Genomic DNA, 17,082 nt, shown 5'->3' with positions numbered 1-17,082 from the left:
GGCGGGCGTGTCAGTCCAAAGTCCCGGGGTGGGTCGGGGTCTTCCCGGATATCTCCCCAGGTTGGTGGAACCGCCGACGCACAATTGAGACGATGGATCCAACACCGGCACCGAGAAGGCAGGCGTAGGAGATGGCCAGTCCGTTCGTGAAGTTCTGGAAGTACCTGATGGCATCGTTCTCGTCCAAGATCGACGAGCACGCTGACCCGAAGGTGCAGATCCAGCAGGCCATCGAGGAGGCGCAGCGTCAGCACCAGGCGCTCTCTCAGCAGGCCGCGGCCGTGATCGGCAACCAGCGTCAGCTGGAGATGAAGCTGAACCGGCAGCTCGGCGACGTCGAGAAGCTGCAGGCGTCCGCTCGTCAGGCCCTGGTGCTGGCCGACGAGGCGCGCTCCAAGGGCGACGAGCAGAAGGCGCAGCAGTTCGAGAACGCCGCACAGGGCTTCGCGACCCAGCTCGTCACCGCCGAGCAGGGCATCGAGGACCTCAAGACGCTGCACGACCAGTCGCTGCAGGCCGCCGCACAGGCCAAGCAGGCCGTCGAGCGCAACTCGATGATGCTGCAGCAGAAGCTGGCCGAGCGCACGAAGCTCCTCAGCCAGCTGGAGCAGGCGAAGATGCAGGAGCAGGTCTCCGCGTCGCTGACCCAGATGAGCGAGCTCGCCGCACCCGGCAACGTGCCGTCGCTGGAAGAGGTCCGCGACAAGATCGAGAAGCGCTACGCGACCGCGATCGGGTCCGCCGAGCTCGCCCAGAACTCGGTGCAGGGCCGCATGCTCGAGGTCCAGGCCTCGACCACGCAGCTCGCCGGGTCGTCGCGGCTGGAGCAGATCCGCGCGTCCATGCACGGCGGTCAGGCCAGCACGCCGCCGCAGGTGACCGCGGGCAACAGCGCCGCCGCGCAGATCCAGGCCGAGATCGCGCAGCGCGTCCAGCAGGAGCAGAAGACCACGCAGCAGCAGGTCCCGCCGGCACAGCACTGAGCGGGGCAGAGGGAGTCAGCAGGTGATCATGGAGCCCTGGAGAAACCGTCCCAACAACGAGATCGTCCGCAAGGTCGTCAACGAGTTGGGTGCGTCGCTCCAGGGCCACCCGCTGGCCGAGCAGGCGCGGTACCGCCTGCAGAAGTGGAACGACCCCCGCGCCAAGCTCGAACGCAAGCGCAAGCGCACCAACGCCGTGCTCACGTTCTGGCTCGCGCTGATCACGATCTTCGGCACGCTGGCCGTGTTCGGCTTCACCGGCGTGCTCGGCACCTGGGCCGCGGTCGGCGGCACGATCGGCGCGGCGGTGCCCGGTCTGCTCGCCGTGCGCAGCGGCTTCAAGCTGCGTGAGCTGGGTGCGGCCAGGCAACGCCTGGCGCTGTCCCCGCCGCCACCGCCCCGGCCGCCGCTGCCCGCGCACATCTCCGCCGCGCGCGTGCCGATGGAGAAGCTGCACAGCGCCGAGGACGCGATGAACGAGCTGCTGCGTCAGCTCGACTCGCCCGCGTTGACGTCGATGCCGACGGAGTCCGTCCAGCACGCCCGCCAGACCGCCCAGGAGGCCGCCACGGCGATCCGCGCGGTGTCCGGGCAGCTCCAGGCCGTGGAGCGCGCTCGTGACACGGCACCGCACCTGGAACGCGCGCCGTTGGTCGAAGGCGTGCGGGTGCTCAGGATCCAACTGGCGGACGGCGTCGACCGCTACTGTGCGTTGGTGGCGGAAGCGGGCAAGGCGCTCGCGGCGAGCACGCAGTTCCAGGATCCGCGCTCGGTGCTGGACGACGCGACCGACCACCTGGCAGGCCTGGCGTCAGCCATGCGAGACGTGTCAGGCTATTCAGCGTATTAACGGTAACGCTGTGTAGTTGTGTCCGCCTATTCGGCGGTTCTCCCTGGGATCTTTACGGCGATCGTGTGATTATCAGACCGTTATCTAGCCGTAGCCACTACATGGCGTGGCAGGATTCCGGGGCCGGTCTGCGGGAAGTCCGGCTGAATTGCCGGGAGGCAGTGCGTTGGCGTTGTGGACCGTGCACGGGGACGGTCGGATCACCGACAGTGAAACCGTCGCACCGCAGGAGCGGGTGAGCTGGCCGCTCACGATCGGGTTCGGAGTGCAGCACCTCGTCGCCATGTTCGGGGCGACGGTGCTCGTGCCCACCGCCACCGGCCTCCCCGTCGCCACCACGCTGCTGTTCTCGGGCCTGGGCACGCTGCTGTTCCTGGTGATCACCAAGAACCGCGTGCCGAGCTACCTGGGCTCGTCCTTCGCCTTCGTGGCGCCGCTGGTGGCCGCTCGGGAACAGGGCATCGCGGCCCAGCTCGGCGGTGTCGTCGCCGCCGGTCTGCTCGTGATCGTCGTCGGCATCGCGGTCAAGGCGCTCGGCGTGCGGCTGCTGGAGTCGGTCATGCCGCCGGTCGTCACCGGTGCGGTCGTGATCATCATCGGCCTGAACCTCGCGAACCAGTCCACCTCGAACTTCGCCAAGCAGCCGTTGCTGGCCGCCATCACCACCGTGCTGATCCTGCTGGCCGGGGTGCTGGGCCGCGGCCTGGTCTTCCGGTTCTCGGTCCTGCTGGGCTTCGTCGCGGTCTGGGCGGCTGGCCTGGCGTTCGGCGCGGTGTCCTCGGACAAGCTCGAGGCGCTGCGGGACGCCGCGTGGGTCGGCCTGCCGACGCTGTACCAGCCGGAGCTCCGGCCGTCCGTGGTGCTGCTGATGCTGCCCGTGGTGATCGTGCTGGTGGCCGAGGTCGTCGGACACGTGAAGGCGGTCGCGGCGCTCACGGGCCGCAACCTCGACGGCAGCGCGGGCGACGCGATCATCGCGAACGGCCTGTCGACGGCCCTGTCCGGCCTCGGCGGTGGCGTGGGGACGACGACGTACTCCGAGAACATCGGCGTCATGGCCGTGACCCGCGTCTACTCGACGGCTGCGTTCGCGTTCGCCGGTGTGTTCGCCGCGGCACTGGCGTTCTCCCCGAAGGCCATCGCGCTGTTCGGCACCATTCCGCCGGGTGTGCTGGGCGGCTGCACGTTGGTGCTCTACGGCCTGATCGTGCTCATCGGCGTGCGCATCTGGATGGACCGCGGCGTCGACCTGGCCAACCCGGCGAACGCCCTGGTCGGCGGCGCCGCGCTGGTCGCGGGCGTCGGCGACCTCACGATCGAGATCGGCGACCTGCAGATGGGCGGGATGGTGTGGGGCTCGCTGCTGGTCGTGATCCTGCACCCGGTGATGCGCTGGCTGCGGGCGGCTAGGCGTCCTTCAACGCCCGGTTGATCCTCGACACCAGTCCGGGGCCCTCGTAGATGAACCCGGTGTAGATCTGCACCAGGCTCGCGCCCGCGTCGATCATGCGCCTGGCGTCGTCCGCGGTCGCGATGCCGCCGACGCCGATGACCGGCAGGTCGCTGTTCTTGGTGATGAACCGGACCACGTCGTTCGCGCGCTGGGTGAGGGGCTTGCCGCTGAGACCGCCCGTCTCGTCCCTGTACGGGCTCCTGAGGCCCTCACGGCTGAGGGTGGTGTTCGTGGCGATGAGGCCCTTGATGCCGTTGTCCACGCACACCTGGATGACCTCGGCGATGGCGTCCTCGGTCAGGTCGGGCGCGATCTTGACCAGCATCGGCTTGGTCGTGGCCCGCGTCAGCGCCTGAACCAGTTCGGTGAGCGCGCCCTTGTCCTGGAGGCTGCGCAGGCCCGGCGTGTTGGGCGAGCTGACGTTGATCGCGTAGTAGTCGCCGTGGTTCTTCAGGGCGTTGAGCGAGTTCAGGTAGTCCTGCACGGCGTCCTCGACCGGGGTGATCTTGGACTTGCCGAGGCTGATGCCGAGCGGTGCCTTCAACGGCGTCCGGTCGAGCTTCGCCGCGAGGGCCTGAGCGCCGGCGTTGTTGAAGCCCATCCGGTTGATGATCGCCTCGTCCTCGCGAAGGCGGAACAGCCGCGGCTTGGGGTTGCCCGGCTGCCCGTGCCACGTGACGGTGCCGACCTCGACGAACCCGAAGCCCAGCGCGGCCCACGCCGGCAGCGCGCGTCCGTCCTTGTCCAGCCCGGCCGCGAGCCCGACGGGGTTGGGGAACCGGACGCCGAAGACGGTGCGCGGGTTGTTCTGGTTGCGGGCGAACCTCGCCAGCGGGCTCAGCCGCGCCATGACGTTGAGCGTGGTCTCGTGGACCCGCTCCGCGTCGCCGCCGTGCATTCCGAACAACGCCCTGCGAACCACCTGCTTGTAAACCACGCGCCCACCCTATAACGCCAGTTCAGGGTGGGCGCGCGGCACCTACTCGCCGACTTCCTGCAGGCAGTCCGGCGCCGGGTCGCGGTGCGGGCCGGTGAAGCCCAGTCCAGTGCCGCGGTTCGGCATGTTCGAGATGCCCAGCAGGATCGTCCACCCGTCCGGGACGTCGCCGGGGCTCATCGTGACCGACCCGTCCGCCTCGTTCTGGCGCGGCAGCCGGTAGTCCTCGGTGATCTTCATCTTGCTCTCGTCGAGCGGAGCACATTCACGCGACATCGGTACTGCTTTCGCGTGGATCCCGTACTCGCGCAGCTTCGCATTCGCGGGGTCGACTCCTTTGATGTCCTTGATGCTCACCGTGACGCTGCCGTCGGCGTTCTTGGTGACCGCGTACGCCTCCGGAGTACCGCCGCTCGTCGTGATCGCCACCGTGGCCGCACCGGCGATCGCCAACGCCGCGCCCGCGATCAGCAGAGGCCGTGCGGACCTCGTGGTGCGCACCGGTGCTTCCTCCACTGTCTCGCCGTGTTCGCGCATCAGGTCGTTGAGCAGGTTGTCCTTGAACGTCGTCATCGCTGTCCCCCTCGCGTGGCCAGGTCGCGGACCTTGCCGCGGACCCGGAAGAGCTTGATCCGCAGCGCGCCGGACGACATGCCCAGCACCTTCGCCGCGTCCTTCGGTGTCAGGCCGACCAGGTCGACGAGCTCGATGACCTCGCGGTCGGTGTCGGACAACGCCGACATGGCCGCGATCAGCTCACGGCCGGCCCGTTCCGCGTCGATGCGCGTGACCAGGTCGGCGATCTCGTCGGTGTCGAGCGAACGGCGCCCGTGAATGCGCGCGACCACGTCCCGGCCGCGCGTGACGGCCTCGCAGTGCTGCGCGAACACCCGGCGGGCGATGCCCAGGACCCAGCCGCGGGCGGTGCCTCGCGCGGGGTCGAACGTGGCGAACGAGGTGATGGCGGCGACGAACGTGTCCGCGGTGAGGTCCGCGGCCGTCTGCGGGTCCGCGGTGCGCCGCGCGAAGTACGACGTGACGACGTCGAACTCGGATTCGTAGATCTCCTCGAACGCGCGCGCTGCGCGGGTCAGAGGCGGTGGTGGTGGATGTCGTGGGGCTGTCATCGGCTGACTCACGCCAATGATTGCCGACTTCTCCGAACAGCGTTACATCGGCTTCTGGACCTTCACCGTCATCTGCTCGTCGAGCGGCATGGCGGGCTCGGTCCGGAACGTCACCGGCAGCGACCTCAGGCCCCTGCTGCCCAGCGACACCCGCCACCCGAGCGGCTGCGAGGCGTCGAGCGTCAGCCCCGCGCACCGGCCGAGCAGGGTGCGGAACGCCACCTCGCCCTCCAGCCGGGCGAGCGGCGCGCCGAGGCAGAAGTGGATGCCGTGCCCGAACGCCAGGTGCTGGCGGTCCGCCCGTTCGATGTTGAGCTGGTCGGCCCGCGGGTAGCGCGCGCTGTCGTGTTCGGCGGAAGCCAGCGAGAGCAGCACGACGTCACCGGCCGGGATCTGCACGCCGCCGACCGTCAGCGGCTGCGCGGCGAACCGCACCAGGTGCGAAGTCGGGCCGTCGAAGCGCAGGAACTCCTCGATGGCGCCGGGCAGCAGCGACGACGAGCGTTGCAGCAGCTCGAGCTGTTCGGGGTGGCGCAGCAACGCGAGCGCGCCGTTGCCGACCAGGTCGACGGCGGTCGTGTACCCGGCCACGAGCAGCAGGAACGCCAGTGACGCGAGCTCGGAGTCGGTCAGCGCGGCCTCGCCGGTGGCCCTCGCCAGCGCGCCGATCAGGTCGTCGTCGCCGGACGTCCGCTTGTGCGCCACCAGGTCGCCCAGGTAGCCGGAGGTCTCCTCGCGGGCCGAGGTCGCGTCACCGTCGGCCAGCCCGGTCACCACGTCGGCCCAGTAGCGGAAGTTCTCCTGGTCGACGGCGGGAACACCGAGCAGTTCCATGATCACGGTGATCGGCAGCGGCGCCGCGAAGTCCGCGATCAGGTCGCACTGCCCCGAGTCGGCGAACGCGTCGGCCAGCGAGGTGGCGAGCTGCTCGATGCGGGGGCGCAGGGCGGCGATGCGCCGTGGCGTCAGCTCGCTCGACACCGCGCGGCGCAGGCGCGTGTGGTCCGGGCCGTCGCTGTTCATCATGTGGTCGGACAGGTCGCCGAACCACCACGACGCGAAGTGCGGATGGCCGCGCAGGGGTTCGGCGAGCGCGGAGCCGTGCGAGGACAGCTGCGGGTTGTCCAACGCGGCGCGCACGTCGGGGTAGCGGGTCACGAGCCACATCGGCACGCCGAGGGTCTCGACCCGGTGCACGGGGCCTGCGTCGCGCAGGCTCTTGAGCACCGCGTAGGGGTCGTCGGTGAAGCCGGGGCGCAGCGCATCCAGATTTACCGCCATATTGGGGCACACGGCCAGGAGAGCGTCTCGGTTCAACCGGATTGGCATTTTGGGCAGAAGTACACGAACCTGCCGTCGATCTCGCCCGATCGGACTCTTGTGCCGCAACGCAAACAGGGTTTGCCGGTCCGCTCGAAAACGTAGTGCTGGACGCGCCGGTCACCGGTCGTGATCTGCTCGGGACGCCACTGGTTGGCCTGCAAGAGCTTGCGGGACAACGCAACGGCTCGTGCGGCATCCACGGCTGACACCGGTGCCGCCGGGTGAACGCGCAACAGGAAACAAACCTCCGCGCGGTAGAGATTGCCGACGCCGGCCATGATCCGCTGGTCCAACAATGCGATCCCCACGGACCGTGCCGGATCGGCGGTCAGCCGTGCGACGGCCTCGGCGGCGTCGAACTCAGGGGAAAGCAGGTCGGGCCCCAGATGTGAGATGAGTTCATCTTCTCGTGAGGTCGGAATGAACTCCATGTCGTGCAACGCGAAGCCGATGGCCTGCCGGTCGTCGACCTCGAACACCGCACGTGCCTGGTGCGCGGGGCGGCGCCAGCGCTCGCCGGGGCGGTAGAGGTGCCACGCTCCGTCCATCCGGAAGTGGCTGTGCAGGCTGTTGCCGTCGGAGAAGCGGGTGAACATGCGCTTGCCGTAGGTGCGGACGCCGAGCACGTCCAGGCCCTCGAGGTCCAGTGTGGACAGCCGGGGATGGCGCAGTTCCCCGCGCCGCAGCGTCTTCCCGGCCAGCGCCTCGTGCATCCGGTGGCCGGCCAGGAAGACGGTGTCGCCCTCAGGCATCCACCGCCTCTTGGATCTCGTCGTCGTCGAAGTCGTGGTGCACGGCGCGCCGGCGGCTGCGGGAGATGCGCTGGATGCGGGCGAGCAGCAGGTTGAACGCCAGTGCCACCTCGCGCGCGCCCGGCGTGCCCCACTCGTGGATCGGCATGCACGCACCCTGTGCCTGCTGCACGGCCAGACGGTCCGGCAACGCCACGGGCATCACCAACGGGCCGAAGATGTCCCGTAGCTCCTCGATGCGGAACTGGTGCTCGTGCGAGCGTGGGCGCACACGGTTCACGACGACGCCCAACGGCTGAAGGTCGGCGTTGTTCTGCTCGCGCTCGTTCTGCACCGCCTCGAACGCCCGCTGCACGCCCGCCACCGCGAACATCGTCGGCTCGGTGACCAGCAGCGCGCGGTCGGCCGCGACCAGCGCGGAGCGGGTCAGCTGGCCCAGCGACGGCGGGCAGTCGAGCAGCACGAGCTGGTACGGGAACTCGTCGTACATGTCCCGCAACGTGCGCAACGCGTCTTTCAGCCGGTGCAGCCGCGACTCGTTCGGGTCCGGGTGGTTGAGCAGCTCGGCGTCCTCGGACCCGGACAGCACGTCGATCCCGTCGCCCCACCTGCTCGGGCGGATCGCCTGTTCCAGGTTCTCCTCGGACGGGTCCTGCAGGACGTCGTAGATGCTCGCCTTGGACTCCTCGGGCTCCAGCGTCGACGTGGCGTTGCACTGCGGATCGAGATCGATCACCAGCGTGCGGACGCCACGGCGGAGAGCGGCTGAGGCGAGGCCGAGCACCACCGTCGTCTTGCCGACGCCTCCCTTGAGGCTGAGCACGGACACCGTATGCACAGACCTACTCTAGGGTCTCCTAGTCTGTGTGCCATGCGACCGGACGCCGTACACAGGGTGCTCGACGCCGAACTGGCCGCCGCGCGCGAGCGCAGGGGCGGCGAACCACCGCGCGTGCTCGACGTTGGTGGTGGTAGCGGCGTCTGGGCCGTGCCTCTCGCTGCGGCGGGGTGCGCGGTCACGGTCGTGGAGCCGTCGCCGAACGCACTGGCCACGCTGAACACCCGTGCACGCGAGGCCGGCGTGACCATCAACGCGGTCCAGGGCGACACCGACTCGTTGGGTGTTCCCGCAGGTGAGGCCGATCTGGTGCTCGCGCACGGCCTGCTGGAGGTCGTCGACGACGCGCCCGCGGCGCTGTCCGCGCTGGCCGCCGCCGTGACCCCTGGTGGCGCGGTGTCGGTGCTGGTCGCGAACCGGTTCGCGACCATCCTGCACCGCGCGATCGCGGGCCGGATCGTGGACGCGCGCAGGCTCCTGGACGACGACGCGGGCCAACTTGCGGGCACGCGTGATCCGTTGCAACGTAGGTTCGACGTTCCAGGGCTTGAGAAGCTGGTCCTGGAGGCAGGGCTTTCCGTTGAGCTCCTGCAAGGTCATGGCATTGTTTCGGATCTCGTGCCCGGCGTGGTGCTGGACGCGAATCCGGGTGCCGCCGACGCACTCGCCGAGCTGGAACTGGCCGCCGCCACACGGTCTCCGCTCCGCGATGTCGCCGCCCGGCTGCACGTGCTGGCCCGTCGTACCGCCTGAAGCGTTTGCATCAGGGACTTTTATGTCCCGGATGAGTGGTCCCAAACGACTTCGCGGCGAAAGATGTGAAGTTCCGCTGCCGACGTGGGGGACCAACGCCATGGAGAGTTCGGACCTGCTGGCCTCTTTGGTCACGGAGGCCGTTGCGGGTGATCGACGTGCCGTCGAACGGCTGCTCGCGACCGTGAGGCCACTCGTATCGCGGTACTGCCGTGCACGCGTTGGCCGCCACGAGCGTGCGTACGCGTCCGCGGACGACGTGGCGCAGGAAGTCTGCCTGGCGGTGCTGACAGCGTTGCCCACCTACCGCGAGCAGGGCCGGCCGTTCCTCGCGTTCGTGTACGGCATCGCCGCGCACAAGGTCGCGGACGCGCACCGGGTCTCGGCGCGCAACCGGTCCGAGCCCGTCGCGGAGGTGCCGGACGGGCCGTCGCTGACGATCGACCCGGAGGAGAACGCGCTGCTCGGGTCGCTCTCGGTGCGGCTGGGTCAGATGCTGCGAGGGCTGCCGGACAAGCAGCGCGAGATCTTGCTGCTGCGGGTCGTGGTGGGTCTGTCGGCGGAGGAGACCGCCGAGGCGATCGGCTCGACGCCGGGGGCCGTGCGGGTGGCCCAGCACCGCGCGCTGGCGAAGCTGCGGACGTCCGTGGGGGTCGAGGAGCTGATTTGACCGGTGCCTTCTACGACGGTCTGGCGGGGACGTACGACCTCATGTTCCCGGACTGGGACGCGTCGATGGCCCGGCAGGCGTCGCAGCTCGCGGAGTTCGTTCCGGCGGGCGCGCGCGTTCTGGACTGTGCGTGTGGCATCGGTACGCAGGCGATCGGTCTGGCGATGCGCGGCTATGAGGTCGTGGGCGCTGATCTGAGTCCCAAGGCGGCGGTACGGGCCGTTGTAGAGGCTTCTGCGCGAGGCGTCGCGTTGCGCGCGTTGTCGTCGGACATGCGTGCGTTGCCGTTCGCCGATGGCTCGTTCGACGTCGTGCTCGCTGCCGACAACGCACTGCCGCACCTGTTGACCTCTGATGATGTGCTGGCGGCGTTGCGGGAGATGCGCCGTGTGCTGCGCCCTGGTGGCCGGCTCGTCATTTCGACGCGCGACTACGACGCGATCCGGCGTGACCGGCCGTTGTCGACGCCACCATCAGTTGGTCCGGGTCGAGTCGTGTGGTTCCAGCTCTGGCATTGGGACAACGATCAGTACGAATTGGAGATGTTCCAGCTGCACGAAGCCGACTCGTGGCGCGTTGTCGTGGGCAAGGCACGGTATTGGGCGATTACCCGTCACGAACTCACCGAATTGGCTGAACGTGCAGGTCTACGTCACGTTGAGTGGTCACTCCACGCCTATTGCCAACCGCTGATGGTTGCTACAAATGGGTGACGTTTGAAGTTTCTCCCTACTTTCCGCATAAGGAGTGACGTGTCGCACGTCTCCTCTCCGGGACGTCGACGAGGGGAACTTCGGATGGAGAGTACGGCTTTATCCGCGGAACTGGTCAACCTGGCTGTGCACGGTGAGCGCAGGGCCATTGACCAGCTGCTTCGCTATCTCCGGCCACTGGTGGTGAAGTACTGTCGCGCACGTGTTGGGCGTTCCGCGACAACCGCGGACGACGTCGCGCAGGACGTCTGCCTGGCCGTGCTGACGGCCCTGCCGAACTACCGGGAGCAGGGCAGGCCCTTCCTGGCGTTCGTCTACGGCATCGCGGCGCACAAGGTCGCGGACGCCCATCGGGCCATGGCTCGTAACCGTGCGGAGCCGACGGCCGATGTGCCGGATCAGGCCGTGCGCGGTGGTGGGCCGGAGGAGTTCGTCCTCCAGGACGAGCTGAACGGGACCATGGGCGAGCTGCTGCGCCTTCTGCCCGACAAGCAGCGCGAAATTCTCATGCTGCGCGTGGTGGTGGGCCTGTCGGCCGAGGAGACCGCCGAGGCCGTCGGTTCGACACCGGGCGCGGTCCGCGTCGCGCAGCACCGGGCGTTGGGGCGTCTGCGGAAGGAAATCGCGGCCCTGAGTGTCCCGATCGGGTGACATTCGTTTGCTTTCGCGACTAGTCGGGGCTGGGGCGTGGGGTGGACGCACCCAAACGACATACCTAGTTGCAGGAAGACACCGACATAGGGACCAGGGGGCATGGGAAGTTCGGACTCAGCGCTTGCCGCCGAGCGGCTGCGCGTCGACGGGGTGCTGGTGCAGCACTTCCGCGAGTCGGGGCTAACCGGACCCCGCTGGGACCAGTTCCACCGCCAGCTTCTCGGACACGGACTCGACATCGTTACGAAGCTCGTGAGGTCGGGCGCGATGTTCGCCCGCTGCGGGCGCCACGGTCGCTACCTGCACCAGCAGGACATCTCGCCGCAGGAGGCCGAGGAACTGGCCAGCGACGCGGTGTTCGAGGGGTTCGTCTACTTCCGCGACCGGGGTCTGCTCGGCAAGCAGTGGTCCGTCGAGCACGGGCAGCCGCTGACCGAGTACTTCGTCAACGCCTGCGTGCTGGCGTTCCCGAACGTCTACCGGCGCTGGCAGACGCGCGTGAACGGCTGGCAGGACGTGTGGCTGGTCGACTCGTGGGCCTCCCTCGAACACGTCGTGACCGAGGGGACCCCCGAGGACGCGGTCGTCGAGCAGCAGGCGGCGAACACCGCGTTCGCCGCGTTGAGCGAGGACATCAAGCGGTTGCTCTTCCTCCATGACCAGGGCTATTCGCATGCGGAGATCGGCGAGTTGCTGCGACTCACCCCGCGCGCGGTCGAAGGACGGATCCGGAGGGCGCGGCTCGCCGTGCGCCGGCTTCCAGAAGAGGAGCGGTGATCTGCGTGGAGTTCTCACCTGGCCTGCATCGGAAGGTTCCCGCGGAAGCCGTGCGGCACTCTTCCGTCGGTGGTCCGGTCTCCGCGTCGAGGGGCACCATCGACGCGTTGGTCGTGCGGACCACCGTTGAGCAAGGACCGGTCGATCCGCCCCCACCGTCGTACTACTCCAGTCGTCCAGAGGCCGCCGACGACCACGTTGCGCGCGCTGTGGCCGGTGACCGCGTTGCTGTCGAACGGCTGCTGGGCACCATCCGGCCGTTGGTCGTCAGGTACTGCCGTGCGCGTGTTGGGTCGTTCGCGTCGGCGGATGACGTTGCACAGGACGTGTGTCTGGCGGTGCTGACGTCGTTGCCGTCGTACCGCGACCAGGGCCGGCCGTTCCTGGCGTTCGTCTACGGCATCGCGGCGCACAAGGTCGCGGACTCGTTCCGCAGCTTCTCCCGCAACCGCGCCGAGGCCGTGCCGGAGCTGCCGGAGTCGATGGACACGGCGGCCGGGCCCGAGCAGATGGCGATGCAGGGAGAGCTCTCCGACCAGATGGCGACGCTTCTGCGCGTGTTGCCCGAGAAGCAGCGCGAGATCGTTGTGCTGCGTGTGGTGGTGGGGTTGTCGGCGGAGGAGACGGCCGAGGCTGTCGGCTCCACGCCCGGTGCGGTGCGGGTGGCTCAGCACCGGGCGTTGGCGCGGCTGCGCAAGGAGATCAGTGGCGCCAGCGGGTGACGTTGGCGATGCCCTGGGGGCTGGCGTCCTTGTACCGCTCCATCTCACCGCGCCGGACGTCGGCGATCGTGCCCGCGAGCTCCTTGCCGAACGCCTCGGTGAGCACGGCGTCCTTCTCGAACTCGTCCACGGCCTCCTTGAGGGACGTCGGCAGGCGCGGGACCTCGTCCAGCAGTGCCGGGTCGACGTTGAGGCCCTCCGGGAGGGCCGCCTGCGTGGCGATGCCGTCGAGGCCGGCCGCGATCACGCCCGCGACGACGAGGTACGGGTTCGCGGTGAGGTCGAAGCACTTGATCTCGAGGTTGTCGTGGATCAGACGCAGGGCCGTTTCGCGGTTCTCCTCGCCCCACGCCACGAACGGTGCTGACCACGTGTGCGGCACGAGCCTGAGGTAGCTCGCGAGAGAGGGGCAGCCGATGGCGCACAACGCGCGCAGGTGGTTGAGCACGCCCGCGCTGAACTGCTTCGCCTCGTCCTGGAAGCCGTCGAAGAGGTTCGTGTCGTCACGCCAGAGGCTGAAGTGCAGGTGACCGCCGTTGCCGACACCGCCGTTGATCACCTTGGGGGAGAACGACGGGCGCATGCCGTGCCGGATCGTGACGGCGCGAATGGTCTCTTTGGTCAGTACTGCGGTGTCTGCTGCTGCGACCGGGTCTTCGGGCGCGGTGGAGATCTCGAACTGGCCGGCCGCGTACTCGGGGTGGAACTGGAGCACCTCGACGTCCTGCTGGTCCAGCGCGTTGAGGAGGTCGACGCAGTAGTCGGACAGCTCGACCTGGCGCGCGTGGCCGTACGCGGAACCGCTCGTCGCGGGGACCCAGTCGTCGGTGCCGGTCTTGCCGACGCACCACTCGATCTCGAAGCCCGCCTTGGCGGTGAGGCCCTGGCCGGCGAGGTTCTGGACGGCTTTGCGCGCTTGGAGGCGCTGGTCCATCGGGTACGGGACGCCGCTCTGGAAGTGGCGGTCGGCGGGTGCCCAGGCCCAGCCGGGCTGGCCCGCGAGCACCGTGAGGCGGTCGAGGTCGGGGTGCAGCCGCAGGTCGCCGACCGGTCCGCCGGCGAACCGGCCCTGGATGATCCAGTCGTCGAACAGGAACACGTCGAACACCGGTGACGCGCCGACGCCGTGTGCTGCTGCGTGAGCCAGTCTGCGCAGAGGCACGGACTTGGTGCGTGTGATGCCGCTGTTGTCGACCCAGGTGAGCGCCACGACGCTCACGTCCCTGGCGTTGAGCCCGTCGAAGAGTTCCGTCGCCCGGTCGAACCGCTGGTCCCGTTCCGCAGAGTCCACGATCCTAAGGTTATGGGCATCTTGCCGTTCGTCGCCGAACTCGGGCTGATAGATCACCACTGCCACGGCGTGTCGCGCACAGACAGCACGCGTGAGGAGTTCGAGTCGCTGTTGTTGGAGGCTGACGGCGTCTCGCCGTTGGGCGGGTCCTTCTTCGACTCGGCTATCGGATTCGCGGTCCGTCGGTGGTGTGCTCCGCTGCTGGACCTGCCTCGGCACGCGTCCGCCGAGGCGTACCTCGAACGGCGGAACTCTCTGCACATCACGGAGGTGTCGCGGACGTTCCTGATGGCGTCCGGGATTCACACGTTCCTGGTGGACGGCGGGTTCCAGCCCGAGCGGTTGCTCTCAGGCGCCGAGCTGGCGTCGCTGGCCGGTGCCGACTCGCACGAGATCGTGCGGCTGGAGCACCTCGCGCAGGAGCTGTCCGCGGCTGCTTCGGCGGCCGAGTTCGTCCACGAGCTGCGTGCGCGGTTGCGGTCGGCGTCCGTGGTCGGGGCGAAGTCGGTCGCGGCGTACCGGACGGGGCTGGCGATCAGCGGCGAGCGGCCGAGCGAGGCCGAGGCGTTGCGGTCGATCTCTTCGGGGCCGGTGAAGGACCCCGTGATGATCTCGTGGCTGGCGTGGGAGGCGATGGACGCCGGGCTGCCGTTGCAGTTCCACGTGGGCTATGGCGACTCCGACATCGATCTGCACCGTTGCGATCCGTCGTTGTTGACGCCGTTCTTGCGCGCGACGGCGGGCTTGGGTGTCCCTGTGCTGTTGTTGCACAACTACCCGTTCCACCGGCAGGCCGGATACCTCGCGCAGGTGTTCCCGCACGTGTTCTGCGACCTGGGGCTGGCCACGCACGGGCTGGGGCATCAGGCGTCGCGGGTGTTCGCCGAGGCGCTGGAGATCGTGCCCTACGGCAAGTTCTTGTTCTCCTCCGACGCGTTCGGTCTGCCCGAGTTGTACTACCTCGGTGCGTTGCTGTTCCGGCAGGCGTTGTCGGACTTTCTGGCCGATGGGTTGCGACGCGATGCGTTTCTCGAGGAGGACGCGCACCGGATTGCACGACTCATAGCGTCGGAGAACGCAGCGCGTGTGTACAAACTGTAGGATTCGCTCGAACTGACGTTCGAGAGGGGTGTTCATGGGTCGCAGTGCGAACCTGCCACGCGGCCTGCGTGACCGGTTCCGTGCTCGTGACGGCGTTTGGCCTGATGACACGGGCTGCCGAATGCTGCACGTCGACATGGACGCCTTCTACGCGTCGGTGGAAATTCGCGAACGTCCCGAGCTCGCTTCTGTGCCCGTCGTCGTCGGAGGCGTCAGCGGACGTGGTGTCGTGTGTTCCGCGAACTATCTCGCGCGCGAGTACGGCGTGCGTTCCGCGATGCCTACCGCGCACGCACGGCGGTTGATCCCCAACGCCGTGTACCTGCCGCCGCAGTTCGACCTCTACCAGGAGGTGTCGCGCGGGGTCATGGCGATCTTCCGCGACATCACGCCGTTGGTGGAGCCGTTGTCGCTGGACGAGGCGTTCCTGGACGTCGGTGGCGCACTCCGCCGTCTGGGCCTGACGCCGGGCGGTGTGGGGGAGCTGATCAGGTCTCGCGTGTTCGCCGACCACGGCGTGACGTGTTCTGTCGGTGTGGCACCGACGAAGTTCCTCGCGAAGCTCGCCTCTGGCATGTGCAAGCCCGACGGCATGATGGTCGTGCCTTCTTCTTCTTCTACATTGGAGTTCCTGCACCCGCTGCCGGTGTCCGCGCTGTGGGGCGTGGGCGCGAAAACCGCTGCGCGCCTCGAGGAACTGGGCCTGGAAACCGTCGGCGACGTCGCCGCCACCCCGCTTCCCCGCCTGCGCCGCATGATCGGTGTGGCGCTGGCGGAGCACCTGTTCGCGCTGGCCAAGGGTGTCGACGAACGGGCAGTGGTGCCGACGTCGCGGGAGAAGTCGATCGGCGCGGAGGAGACGTTCGAGGTCGACCACTACGACCGCGCCGTGCTGCGCCGCGAGCTGCTGCGCCTGTCGGAACGCTCGGCAGGTTCGTTGCGCTCGAAGGGTTTGCACGGCCGGACGATCTCCATCAAGGTCCGCTTCTCGGACTTCACCACGATCACCCGCTCGCGGACCCTGCCCGTCCCGACCGACGTGACCCAGGAGGTCTACCGCACCGCCGTCGAGCTCCTGGACACCCAGGTGCCGCCCGGCGCGGTCCGTCTGATCGGCGTCCGAATAGAAGGTCTTGACAACGCCGACTCCGCCCAGCAACTGATCTTCGACGCCCCAGAACGCGGCTGGCGAGAAGCCGAGCAAGCCGCTGACCAGGCCCGTTCCCGCTTCGGCTCACTGGCCGTCCGCCCAGCCTCACTGCTGCGCGACAGTCCAGAAAGGACAGCCGAGCCCGAACCGAAGCCCGAGTGATCGCAACCTGTCCACAGCCCCTGACTTGTCCACAACTTCAGGTTCCCGAGGTTCCCCACCCGCTGACGCCGCGCACCATGAACCCATGCGCCACCCCATCGACCTGGAAGCCCTGGGTACCCTCTTCGTCCACCGAGTAGCCCCAGTCGCAGCCCTGATCCACATAGGACTGTCCCCGTCCCTGATCGACCAGCGCGCCCGCCCAGGCGGCCCCTGGCAACGCCTGTTCCCAGGCATCTTCCTGCTGTCCAGGGCAGGCCCGTCCCGCGAGCAACTGGTCCAGGCGGCTCTCCTGTACGCGGGCGAGCGCTCGATGCTCACCGCCTTCGACGCCCTCTACCTGCACGGCATGAGATCCGTCCTCCCCACGGCAGACGCGATCCACGTCCTGGCCCCACGCCACTCGAGAGCCTGGGGCCACGCCACCCTGCGCCTGGAACGAACAGACCGCCTCCCCAAACCGGCAATCCGCAGAGGCTTCCACGTGGCCCCACTGGAACGAGCGGCGATCGACGCCATCCGCCGCACCCGCTCAATAGCCGACACGAAGGCCATCCTCGAAGAAGCGACCCACTACGTAGGCGTACAAACCCTGCGAGCCGAACTGGCCATGGCCCCGCGCAAGGGCACCACCCTGGCCCGCAAACTGCTGGGCGAATCCCCAGCCCGCCAACTGGAACTGGCGGTGATGGAACGCCGCCACCCAACAGTCCCACCGACCAGAGTCCCGCTGCCAACCAGCTAGTCCCCGCCGTCAGACACCTCTGCGGGCCGCCGCCCGTGCTTGAGCCCGTCGCGAGCGGCAATCGCCCACGACTCGCCAGCC

General features: G+C 68.6%; 19 protein-coding genes. 12 read left to right on the top strand and 7 right to left on the bottom strand.

What is annotated here, in order from left to right; translation table 11 throughout:
- The first annotated feature begins 131 nt into the window (after nt 1-131).
- From AOM45_RS34390 to AOM45_RS34380, 3 genes are all read left to right on the top strand, one after another.
- Nucleotides 132-983, top strand: coding sequence for a PspA/IM30 family protein (locus tag AOM45_RS34390; RefSeq protein ID WP_030471806.1), 852 nt, complete (start codon nt 132-134; stop codon nt 981-983).
- A 28-nt stretch (nt 984-1,011) separates the two neighbouring features.
- Nucleotides 1,012-1,833 (top strand): phage shock envelope stress response protein PspM, encoded by an 822-nt coding sequence (pspM, locus tag AOM45_RS34385; protein WP_035912814.1) that lies wholly within the window; start codon nt 1,012-1,014, stop codon nt 1,831-1,833.
- Nucleotides 1,834-2,068: 235 nt separating this feature from the next.
- Entirely contained in the window at nt 2,069-3,265 is a 1,197-nt protein-coding gene (locus AOM45_RS34380; RefSeq protein WP_308202652.1) for a uracil-xanthine permease family protein, read from the top strand.
- Here AOM45_RS34380 and AOM45_RS34375 read toward each other — a convergent pair.
- From AOM45_RS34375 to AOM45_RS34350, 6 genes are read right to left on the bottom strand one after another with little or no spacing between them, the layout of a single operon-like run.
- Nucleotides 3,240-4,223, bottom strand: a complete 984-nt coding sequence (locus AOM45_RS34375; protein WP_030471809.1) for a quinone-dependent dihydroorotate dehydrogenase — start codon at nt 4,221-4,223, stop codon at nt 3,240-3,242. The genes AOM45_RS34380 and AOM45_RS34375 overlap by 26 nt on opposite strands.
- A gap of 42 nt (nt 4,224-4,265) precedes the next feature.
- Nucleotides 4,266-4,796: a hypothetical protein gene (locus AOM45_RS34370; protein ID WP_030471810.1), complete on the bottom strand. Its 531-nt coding sequence runs from the start codon at nt 4,794-4,796 to the stop codon at nt 4,266-4,268.
- The gene (locus AOM45_RS34365) at nt 4,793-5,350 is read right to left on the bottom strand and encodes an RNA polymerase sigma factor (RefSeq protein WP_051784399.1); all 558 of its coding nucleotides are present in this window, start codon (nt 5,348-5,350) and stop codon (nt 4,793-4,795) included. Before AOM45_RS34365 ends, AOM45_RS34370 begins: the two co-directional genes overlap by 4 nt.
- Before the next feature lie 42 nt (nt 5,351-5,392).
- Nucleotides 5,393-6,631, bottom strand: a complete 1,239-nt coding sequence (locus AOM45_RS34360) for a cytochrome P450 family protein (RefSeq protein WP_051784400.1) — start codon at nt 6,629-6,631, stop codon at nt 5,393-5,395.
- 32 nt (nt 6,632-6,663) lie between these two features.
- Nucleotides 6,664-7,425: an Fpg/Nei family DNA glycosylase gene (locus tag AOM45_RS34355; RefSeq protein ID WP_030471813.1), complete on the bottom strand. Its 762-nt coding sequence runs from the start codon at nt 7,423-7,425 to the stop codon at nt 6,664-6,666.
- Nucleotides 7,418-8,263, bottom strand: coding sequence for a ParA family protein (locus AOM45_RS34350; RefSeq protein WP_030471814.1), 846 nt, complete (start codon nt 8,261-8,263; stop codon nt 7,418-7,420). The genes AOM45_RS34355 and AOM45_RS34350 overlap by 8 nt, the downstream gene beginning before the upstream one ends.
- A gap of 33 nt (nt 8,264-8,296) precedes the next feature.
- Here AOM45_RS34350 and AOM45_RS34345 point away from each other — a divergent pair, with 33 nt between their 5' ends.
- The 6 genes from AOM45_RS34345 to AOM45_RS34320 all read left to right on the top strand — a co-directional run bounded on the left by AOM45_RS34345 (nt 8,297) and on the right by AOM45_RS34320 (nt 12,552).
- Complete coding sequence (locus AOM45_RS34345; protein WP_030471815.1) at nt 8,297-9,016, top strand: class I SAM-dependent methyltransferase; 720 nt, start codon at nt 8,297-8,299, stop codon at nt 9,014-9,016.
- A gap of 100 nt (nt 9,017-9,116) precedes the next feature.
- Entirely contained in the window at nt 9,117-9,686 is a 570-nt protein-coding gene (locus AOM45_RS34340) for a sigma-70 family RNA polymerase sigma factor (protein ID WP_051784401.1), read from the top strand.
- Nucleotides 9,683-10,399, top strand: a complete 717-nt coding sequence (locus tag AOM45_RS34335; RefSeq protein WP_030471817.1) for a class I SAM-dependent methyltransferase — start codon at nt 9,683-9,685, stop codon at nt 10,397-10,399. The genes AOM45_RS34340 and AOM45_RS34335 overlap by 4 nt, the downstream gene beginning before the upstream one ends.
- A gap of 84 nt (nt 10,400-10,483) precedes the next feature.
- A complete protein-coding gene (locus tag AOM45_RS34330) occupies nt 10,484-11,050 on the top strand; it encodes a sigma-70 family RNA polymerase sigma factor (RefSeq protein ID WP_030471818.1) in 567 nt (188 codons plus the stop codon).
- A 102-nt stretch (nt 11,051-11,152) separates the two neighbouring features.
- Nucleotides 11,153-11,830, top strand: coding sequence for an RNA polymerase sigma factor (locus tag AOM45_RS34325; RefSeq protein WP_030471819.1), 678 nt, complete (start codon nt 11,153-11,155; stop codon nt 11,828-11,830).
- A 209-nt stretch (nt 11,831-12,039) separates the two neighbouring features.
- A complete protein-coding gene (locus AOM45_RS34320; protein ID WP_051784412.1) occupies nt 12,040-12,552 on the top strand; it encodes a sigma-70 family RNA polymerase sigma factor in 513 nt (170 codons plus the stop codon).
- On the opposite strand, the gene AOM45_RS34315 is transcribed toward AOM45_RS34320, so the two are convergent.
- On the bottom strand, nt 12,533-13,843 hold the full coding sequence (locus AOM45_RS34315; RefSeq protein ID WP_030471821.1) for a type I glutamate--ammonia ligase: 1,311 nt from the start codon (nt 13,841-13,843) through the stop codon (nt 12,533-12,535). The two genes, AOM45_RS34320 and AOM45_RS34315, sit on opposite strands and share 20 nt — an antisense overlap.
- A 12-nt stretch (nt 13,844-13,855) precedes the next feature.
- Between AOM45_RS34315 and AOM45_RS34310 the strand changes: the two genes are divergently transcribed.
- From AOM45_RS34310 to AOM45_RS34300, 3 genes are all read left to right on the top strand, one after another.
- Nucleotides 13,856-14,944, top strand: a complete 1,089-nt coding sequence (locus AOM45_RS34310; RefSeq protein WP_030471822.1) for an amidohydrolase family protein — start codon at nt 13,856-13,858, stop codon at nt 14,942-14,944.
- 34 nt (nt 14,945-14,978) lie between these two features.
- Nucleotides 14,979-16,256 carry a DNA polymerase IV gene (locus AOM45_RS34305; protein ID WP_030471823.1) on the top strand — a complete coding sequence of 426 codons (1,278 nt, stop codon included), beginning with the start codon at nt 14,979-14,981 and terminating at the stop codon, nt 16,254-16,256.
- A gap of 85 nt (nt 16,257-16,341) precedes the next feature.
- Nucleotides 16,342-17,001 carry a hypothetical protein gene (locus AOM45_RS34300; RefSeq protein WP_051784402.1) on the top strand — a complete coding sequence of 220 codons (660 nt, stop codon included), beginning with the start codon at nt 16,342-16,344 and terminating at the stop codon, nt 16,999-17,001.
- Nucleotides 17,002-17,082: the final 81 nt, after the last annotated feature.

The sequence above is a fragment of the Lentzea aerocolonigenes genome (assembly GCF_000974445.1).
In the GTDB taxonomy this organism is placed as follows: domain Bacteria; phylum Actinomycetota; class Actinomycetes; order Mycobacteriales; family Pseudonocardiaceae; genus Lentzea; species Lentzea aerocolonigenes.
This window is presented reverse-complemented; position numbering and strand designations above follow the sequence as displayed.

Excerpts from the sequence above, each read along its gene's own strand:
- AOM45_RS34390 (WP_030471806.1), top strand. The coding sequence starts at position 132 with ATGGCCAGTCCGTTCGTGAAGTTCTGGAAGTACCTGATGGCATCGTTC.
- pspM (WP_035912814.1), top strand. The coding sequence starts at position 1,012 with ATGGAGCCCTGGAGAAACCGTCCCAACAACGAGATCGTCCGCAAGGTC.
- AOM45_RS34370 (WP_030471810.1), bottom strand. The coding sequence starts at position 4,796 with ATGACGACGTTCAAGGACAACCTGCTCAACGACCTGATGCGCGAACAC.
- AOM45_RS34365 (WP_051784399.1), bottom strand. The coding sequence starts at position 5,350 with ATGACAGCCCCACGACATCCACCACCACCGCCTCTGACCCGCGCAGCG.
- AOM45_RS34360 (WP_051784400.1), bottom strand. The coding sequence starts at position 6,631 with ATGGCGGTAAATCTGGATGCGCTGCGCCCCGGCTTCACCGACGACCCC.
- AOM45_RS34355 (WP_030471813.1), bottom strand. The coding sequence starts at position 7,425 with ATGCCTGAGGGCGACACCGTCTTCCTGGCCGGCCACCGGATGCACGAG.
- AOM45_RS34345 (WP_030471815.1), top strand. The coding sequence starts at position 8,297 with ATGCGACCGGACGCCGTACACAGGGTGCTCGACGCCGAACTGGCCGCC.
- AOM45_RS34340 (WP_051784401.1), top strand. The coding sequence starts at position 9,117 with ATGGAGAGTTCGGACCTGCTGGCCTCTTTGGTCACGGAGGCCGTTGCG.
- AOM45_RS34330 (WP_030471818.1), top strand. The coding sequence starts at position 10,484 with ATGGAGAGTACGGCTTTATCCGCGGAACTGGTCAACCTGGCTGTGCAC.
- AOM45_RS34325 (WP_030471819.1), top strand. The coding sequence starts at position 11,153 with ATGGGAAGTTCGGACTCAGCGCTTGCCGCCGAGCGGCTGCGCGTCGAC.
- AOM45_RS34310 (WP_030471822.1), top strand. The coding sequence starts at position 13,856 with ATGGGCATCTTGCCGTTCGTCGCCGAACTCGGGCTGATAGATCACCAC.
- AOM45_RS34305 (WP_030471823.1), top strand. The coding sequence starts at position 14,979 with ATGGGTCGCAGTGCGAACCTGCCACGCGGCCTGCGTGACCGGTTCCGT.
- AOM45_RS34300 (WP_051784402.1), top strand. The coding sequence starts at position 16,342 with ATGCGCCACCCCATCGACCTGGAAGCCCTGGGTACCCTCTTCGTCCAC.